Consider the following 5,654-nt stretch of genomic DNA (forward strand, 5'->3'; position numbering starts at 1 on the left):
CATTTTAAAACCACACGACGGAATACGCGATGATATAACAGGTCTGGTGGGCTGGGTTATGTTTATAAGAGACTGTGGTGGGGGTGGTGTGGCTGGGGGATCGCACGCGCGAGGGGTTGGCCTGGCTCGCGGTGCTGGGGTTCGTGGTGTCGGTGGCGGGGGCGTTGGCGTTGGCGCGGTTCGGGGAGGCGCCGGCCGAGGAGGCGCGGGTCGAAGAATCGGCGTGACGTGTAAGGGCGACGGCGTGACCGCACATTCGCCGACGTCCCGGACCTCTTCAGAAGCCGGATCTCTTCAGAAGCCGGGCCTCTTCAGAAGCGACCCAAAAGGCAACGTTCCCGGCAGCGCAAAAATCTTCGTTTAATCTTTGAACGCCGTGCACGAGATCTGCGTATTCGATGGCGTGACCAGTAATCCCGTCACCGTCACCGTGGCTTATCACGTGGTGCCGGGTCGTGCGGCCGACTTCCACTCCTGGGGGTGGGCCATGCTGGGCGCGAGTTCACGCCAGCCGGGCTTTCTGGGGGGTGGCGTCCTTGTCGACCGAGAGGCGGAGTGGCATGTGGTCTATCGCTTCGCCAGCGAGGGCACGGCTCGGGCCTGGGAGGACTCGGCACTCCGGGCGGAGTGGGACACCCGGGCGGAGGGGTTCGCCCGACGGACGGGGCGCAGGAGCGTGCGGGGTTCGAAGGTGTGGTTCGACTCCCAGACCGCCACGCCGGCCCCGCCCCCTCCACCGAAGAAGTGGAAACTCTGGTTTGTGAATATGAGCGCGGTTTTTCCGCCCGTGCTCCTGTTCAACCTGACCGTTCTTCCTTATCTCGGCGGCCTGAATCCGCTTTTCCGTACGCTGCTGTTGTGCCTGTGCGTGACGGCCATTGTCACCTGGATTCTCATGCCGCGCCTTCAGCGATTCTTCCGCAACTGGCTGTATCCGCAGCTCCAGGCGCTTCGCGGCCGGCACAAAAGACGGACCGCGTAGGCCGCCGGACCGCGTGGGCCCGCGAACGACCCGAGGGAGGTGGGCGGGTGAAGACCCTGCTCATCGACAATTACGACTCGTACACGTACAACCTGTTCCAGCTGATCGCCGAGGTCAACGGCGAGGAGCCGGTGGTGATCCGCAACGACGCTCCCGCGGACGGGGTTCTCGATCTCGCGGAGTTCGCCAATGTGGTGGTGTCGCCGGGGCCCGGGCATCCGGGCGGGGCGCGCGACTTCGGCATCTGCGGCCGGATCCTGGCCGAATCAAGGGTTCCGGTCCTCGGCGTCTGCCTGGGCCACCAGGGCATCGCTCTCGGAGCGGGCGGCCGGGTCGTGCCCGCCCCACAGCCGCGGCACGGGCATCTGTCCGCGGTCCGGCACGACGGACGGGACCTCTTCGAGGGGCTGCCGCAGGACTTCACCGCGGTCCGCTACCACTCGCTGTGCGTGCCCGAGCCGCTGCCCGAGACCCTTGAGGCCACCGCCTGGGCCGAGGACGGCGTGGTGATGGGGCTGCGGCACCGCGAACGGCCGTTGTGGGGGGTGCAGTTCCACCCGGAGTCGGTGCTGGCCGAGTACGGCCACCGGATGCTGGTGAACTTCCGGAATCTGACGGCGCGCCGCGCCCGTAGTCCGCGTACGAAGAACACCGCCGTCACGCCGGACGCGGCGGCGATGCCCGTCCAGGCGACGCCGGCCATCCCCCGCCCCCGGCGCTCCGGTGCCCGCCCCGTCTACCGGCTGCACACCCGTCGCCTCGCGACCGCGGTCGACACGGAGGCCGCCTTCACCCGGATGTACGCCGCTTCCGCGCGGGCGTTCTGGCTGGACAGTTCGCTGGCCGAGGAGGGGCGGGCCCGGTTCTCGTTCCTCGGTGACGACAGCGGGCCGCTCGCCGAGTTCGTGCGGTACGACGTGGCGGCCGGGCTGTGCGAGGTCGAGCGGGCCGGGCGGCCGACGCGCAGGGTCCGGGCGAGCGTCTTCGACTACCTCAAGCGGCAGCTGGCGACCCGCCGGGTGGATGCCACCGGGCTGCCCTTCGACCTCACCGGCGGCTATGTCGGCTACTTCGGCTACGAGATGAAGGCGGACTGCGGCTCGCCGAACCGGCACCGCGCCGAAACCCCGGACGCCTGCTGGCTGTTCGCCGACCGGCTGATCGCGGTGGACCACCAGGAGGGCGCCACCTACGCGGTCTGCCTGGCCGAGAACACTCCGCAGGCGGCGCGGGAGGCCGCCGACTGGCTGGAGAACACGCTGGCCCAGCTGACCTGCGTGGCTCCGCAGGCCCCGCGCCCCTTCGCCGGGGCGGCCGATGCGGATCCCGGTGCCGCCGAGCCGTGGCTGGTGCGCGACCGGGCCACGTACCTCGCGGACATCGAGGCGTGCAAGCGCGAGCTGAGGGCGGGCACCAGTTACGAGATCTGTCTGACCAACGCGGCCCGGTTACCCGCGCCGCCCGACATGTACGAGTTCTACCGGGTGCTGCGCCGGGTGAACCCCGCCCCGTACGCGGCCTTCCTGAGGTTCGGCGATCTGGATGTGGCCGGCTCCTCCCCCGAGCGGTTCCTGCGGATCACCCGGGACGGCCTCGCCGAGGCCCGGCCCATCAAGGGCACGGCGCCCCGCGGCGCCGGGCCGGAGGAGGACGCCCGGCTGCGGGACGCGCTGGCGGCGGACGCCAAGACGCGTGCCGAGAACCTGATGATCGCGGACCTGCTCCGCAACGACCTGGGCCGGGTGAGCCGGACCGGAACGGTGCGGGTGCCCCGGCTCATGGCCACCGAGACGTATGCCACCGTGCACCAGCTCGTCTCCACCGTCGAGGGCCGGTTACGAGCGGGCACCGACCCGGTGGACTGCGTCCGCGCCTGCTTCCCCGGCGGCTCGATGACCGGCGCGCCGAAGCTGCGCACCATGGAGATCATCGACTCCCTGGAGACCGAGGCCCGCGGCGTCTACTCCGGCGCCCTCGGCTACCTGGGCTGCGGCGGCGGCGCGGACCTCGGCATCGTCATCCGTACGGCCGTCTCCGCGGGCGGCGCGCTGCACCTGGGCGCCGGCGGGGCGATCGTCCTGGACTCCGATCCGGCCGCGGAGTACGACGAGATGCTGCTGAAGACGGCGGCCCAGATGCGCGCCCTGCACCTGCACACCGCGGAGCGGATACGGGAGCAGCGGGAGGGGGACGCCGTGCGGACGGCCGCTACGGCACCGAAGGGCGCCCAGCAGGGGCGTCAGCCGCCGGCCCGGGTATCCGCCGCAGTCCAGGTGAGCTCCCTCCATGAGCGCGCCGCGGCCGAGGAGGTCGCCCGATGACCGTTCCCCGCTCCACGGCACCCGCCGTGCCGAGTCCGCGTCCCGCGGCCGACGACGTCATGACGGGCCCGTGCCCAGAGCCCGACGCCGACGCCCCCGGCAACCTCGCCGCCCATCTCGCCGCGCTCTCCGAGCGGCGGGGCTGGGGCGGCCGGGCCGCCTTTCATCAGGGGCATCGGGTCTGGACCCATGGCGAGGTGCACGACCTGGCGGCCCGGGCGACCACTGTGCTCGCGGACCATGGCGTGCGGCCCGGCGACCGGGTGCTGCTCGCGCTGCCCGACGGCATCGCATGGGTGACCGCGTTCCTCGCCACCGCCCGCCTCGGCGCTGTGGCGGTGCTGGTCAACCCCGAACTCCCGGCCGCGGAGCACGCGTTCATGGCCGCGGACTCCGACGCCGTGCTGTGCGTGACGGGGCCCGGCCTCGAAGACGAGCCGACCCGCTTCCCCGGCCGGGCCCGCTCGGCAGCGCCGCCAAGGGGCGCGGGGCTGCATCCATCAGCGGCTCCGCCGCAGGGCGCAACCAGCCACAACGGCGCCGCGGACGACCGACAACCCACCACGCCCCTCCCAGCGGAGCGCCTCGGCGCCGACCAGCTCCTCGCGCTCGCCGTCACAGCCGAGCCAGCCGCCGCCCACCCCGTCGACGCGCACGCGCCGCTGTATGTGCAGTACACCTCGGGTACCACCGGCCGCCCCAAGGGTGTCGTGCACACGCACGGCGACCCCAAGCTGTACCACGACCTCATCGGACGGCGGCTGCTGCGGATCACCCCGGACGACGTCACCCTGTCGGTGTCGAAGCTGTTCTTCGCCTACGGCTTCGGCAACGCGTTCGTCTTTCCCCTGTTCTCGGGCTCGTCCGCAGTCCTGGTGGACCGCCGCCCCACGCCGGCGGCCGTCGACGAACTCGTCGCCCGGCACCGCGTGACCCTGCTCTACTCGGTGCCGTCGGCGTACGCCGCGCTGGTCGCCGACCGGGGCAGCGGCCATCAGGCCTGCTTCGCCTCGGTGCGGGCCGCGGTGTCGGCCGGGGAGGGAATGCCGGACGGGCTGGCACCACAGGTCACCGAGCTGCTCGGCGCCCCGGTACTGGAGCAGATCGGCTCCACCGAGGCCGGCCACGCCTTCTGCGCCAACGGCTTCGACCACAACCACCCGGGCACCGTCGGCCGCCCCGTCCCCGGCTTCGAGGTCGAGCTGCGCGACCGGGCCGGACACCCCGTACCGGAGGGCACCGAGGGCGAGCTGTGGGTACGGGGCCCGACGGTGACGCCCGGCTACCTGAACCGCCCCGAGGAAACGGAACGCACCCTGATCGGCGGCTGGCTGTCCACCCACGACCGCGCACGCCGCGAACCCGACGGCACCTACCGCCACCTGGGCCGCACCGACGACATGGAGATGGTCGGCGGCATCACGGTCTCCCCCCTGGAGGTGGAGACGGTACTACGCCGCCACCCGGCGGTGAAGGAGGTCGCGGTAGTAGCCATTCCCGACCCAAGAGGCAAGACCCACCTACGAGCCTTCATCGTCCCCAGCGGGCCAAGCAACGGCCCGACAACGCCGCTCAGGGGCGCGGGGAACTGCGCGACCAGCCCCCACGAGCCCGCAGACGACGAACAACCGACCCCGGCACCCCCCATCCCGGCACCCCCAGCGGAGCTGCCGGCACTGGAGACCGAGCTCCTCACCCTCGCCCGCAAACACCTCGCACCCTTCAAGGTCCCGCGAAGCGTCAGCTTCGTCCCCTCCCTCCCCCGCACCGCGACCGGAAAGCTCCAGCGCCATCTGGTCCGCCAGGGCGCCTGGTGAACACCCCTGAAAGGAACGGTCACATGCCCCAGCCGCACCCCGTGCTCGCCGACCGCGGCTTCTACCTCGGCCCGCTCTTCCGGCAGGCCGCCGACCGCCACGGGGCCGTCTTCGTCACCCTGGACCGGCCCTTGGACGTCCGTCCCGACCTCGGGGTCAGCCTCAGTTACGCGGTGCTGGCCGAGGTGGTCGAGAACTTGTCCGGCCGCCTCTGGGAGGCCGGGGTGCGGCCCTCGGAGCAGGTCGTCGTACACAAGTCCGACAACGTCGACATCGTGCTGCTGACCTGCGCGCTCTCCCGGATCGGTGCCGTTCCGGTGCTGCTCTCCCCCGCCCTGGCGGGACCGGTGGTCGGACAGTTGGTCGGACGGCTGCGGCAACCGTGGCTGATCACCGACCGGGCCAAGCTGGACGGGCCGCTCAAGGGCGTCGAGATCACCGTACGAGGCACCCTCTCCGTGGACGACGCGCCCGGGGCCGAACCCCTGGAGAAGTACGCCGGCGCCGAACCCCCCGCCCCCGTACGGCTCCACC

5 protein-coding genes are annotated in these 5,654 nt (G+C 71.7%); all 5 read left to right on the forward strand.

The window, feature by feature from the left end:
- Positions 1 to 86: 86 nt before the first annotated feature.
- A complete protein-coding gene (locus L0P92_RS41530; RefSeq protein WP_234768317.1) occupies positions 87 to 227 on the forward strand; it encodes a hypothetical protein in 141 nt (46 codons plus the stop codon).
- A 149-nt stretch (positions 228 to 376) separates the two neighbouring features.
- Complete coding sequence (locus tag L0P92_RS41535; RefSeq protein WP_234768320.1) at positions 377 to 982, forward strand: putative antibiotic biosynthesis monooxygenase; 606 nt, start codon at positions 377 to 379, stop codon at positions 980 to 982.
- 47 nt (positions 983 to 1,029) lie between these two features.
- Entirely contained in the window at positions 1,030 to 3,303 is a 2,274-nt protein-coding gene (gene pabB / locus L0P92_RS41540; RefSeq protein ID WP_234768318.1) for an aminodeoxychorismate synthase component I, read from the forward strand.
- A gap of 59 nt (positions 3,304 to 3,362) precedes the next feature.
- Positions 3,363 to 5,120: an AMP-binding protein gene (locus L0P92_RS41545; protein ID WP_234768321.1), complete on the forward strand. Its 1,758-nt coding sequence runs from the start codon at positions 3,363 to 3,365 to the stop codon at positions 5,118 to 5,120.
- Between the two features lie 23 nt (positions 5,121 to 5,143).
- Positions 5,144 to 5,654 (forward strand): AMP-binding protein (locus L0P92_RS41550; protein ID WP_234768319.1); only part of this gene is annotated, 511 nt, incomplete at its 3' end.

Source organism: Streptomyces muensis, assembly GCF_021474425.1.
In the GTDB taxonomy this organism is placed as follows: Bacteria; Actinomycetota; Actinomycetes; order Streptomycetales; family Streptomycetaceae; genus Streptomyces; species Streptomyces muensis.